This window comes from Corynebacterium gottingense, from assembly GCF_003693265.1.
Lineage (GTDB): Bacteria > Actinomycetota > Actinomycetes > Mycobacteriales > Mycobacteriaceae > Corynebacterium > Corynebacterium gottingense.
Genome location: NZ_RDRE01000125.1, coordinates 1 through 1,489, shown reverse-complemented (window position 1 = coordinate 1,489; position 1,489 = coordinate 1). Strand labels below are relative to the sequence as shown.

At 65.7% G+C, this 1,489-nt stretch carries 1 protein-coding gene; it reads right to left on the bottom strand.

The features are described from left to right. Positions 1-28 precede the first annotated feature (28 nt). The coding region (locus EAW56_RS12150; RefSeq protein WP_147453330.1) for a class I tRNA ligase family protein at positions 29-1,489 on the bottom strand (1,461 nt) is incomplete at its 5' end.

Sequence of the window (1,489 nt, the reverse complement as noted above, 5' to 3'; positions counted from 1 at the left end):
GCCTCGGCAGGGGACGGACAGGACTTCCCTACTTCACCACCAGGTTGACCATGCGGCCCGGCACCACGATCGTCTTGACGATCTGCTTGCCGCTGGTGAGTTCGGTCACGCGGGCGTCGTCAAGCGCTGCCTGTTCCATGTCCTCCTTGGAAGCGTCGGCGGCGACGTTGATGCGAGCCTTGACCTTGCCGTTGATCTGCACGGGAATCTCCACCGTGTCATCGGTGAGCAGCGACTCGTCGAAGGTTGGGAAGGGCTCGAACGTGATCGTGTCGGCGTGGCCGAGCTTGGCCCACAGCTCCTCGGCAATGTGCGGGGCGACCGGCGCAACCATCTGCACCAGCGGGGTCACCGCGGCGCGCGGGGCCTGCTGCGGGTACGCCTTGGTGAGGTAGTTGACGTACTCAATGAGCTTGGCCACCACGGTGTTGTCGCGCAGGTGCTCGTAGTCGTCGCGCACGCCCGCGATGGTGCGGTGGAGCTGCTTCGCGTCGTTCTCGGAAAGTTCGGCGTCGGTGACGTTGGCCTCGCCAGTCTCCTCGCTGACCACCAGGCGCCACAGGCGCTGCAGGAAGCGGTGCGCGCCAACGACGTCCTTCGTCGCCCACGGGCGGGAGGTGTCCAGCGGGCCCATCGACATCTCGTAGACGCGCAGGGTGTCCGCGCCGAAGTCGGTGGCGATGTCGTCCGGGGCGACCGCGTTCTTCAGCGACTTGCCCATCTTGCCGTACTCACGGTTGACTTCGACTCCGTCGAAGAAAAATCGGCCGTCCTTCTCCTCCACCTCGGCGGCCGGGACGTACACGCCGCGGGAATCCGTGTAGGCGTAGGCCTGGATGTAGCCCTGGTTAAACAGGCGACGGTACGGCTCCCTGGAGGAAACAAAGCCCAGGTCAAAGAGCACCTTGTGCCAGAAACGGGCGTAAAGCAGGTGCAGCACCGCGTGCTCGACGCCGCCGACGTACAGGTCCACGCCGCCCGGGTCGTTCTCGCCGCGCGGGCCGGTCCAGTAGCGCTCGTTCTCCAGGTCGCAGAAGGCGTTCTCGTTGGTCGGGTCGATGTAGCGCAGCTGGTACCAGGAAGAACCGGCCCACTGCGGCATGACGTTGGTGTCGCGCCAGTAGGTCTTCTCCCCGTCGCCTAGGTCCATGCGCACCTCGACCCAGTCCTTCGCCTTGGCCAGCGGCGGCGAGGGCTCGGAGTCCGCGTCGTCCGGCTCGTAGGAGACCGGCTTGTAGTCCTCAACGTCCGGCAGCTCGACCGGCAGCTGATCCTCCGGGATGGAGTGCGCCTGGCCGTGCTCGTCGTACACGATGGGGAAGGGCTCGCCCCAGTAGCGCTGGCGGGCGAACAGCCAGTCGCGCAGCTTGTACTGGATCTTCTCCGCGCCCTTGTGCTTCTCGACGATCCACCGCAGCGCCGCTTCAATCGCCTCGGCCTTCCCCAACCCGTTCAGGTCAAGGCCATCGTTGTTGGCGGAGTTAATGTG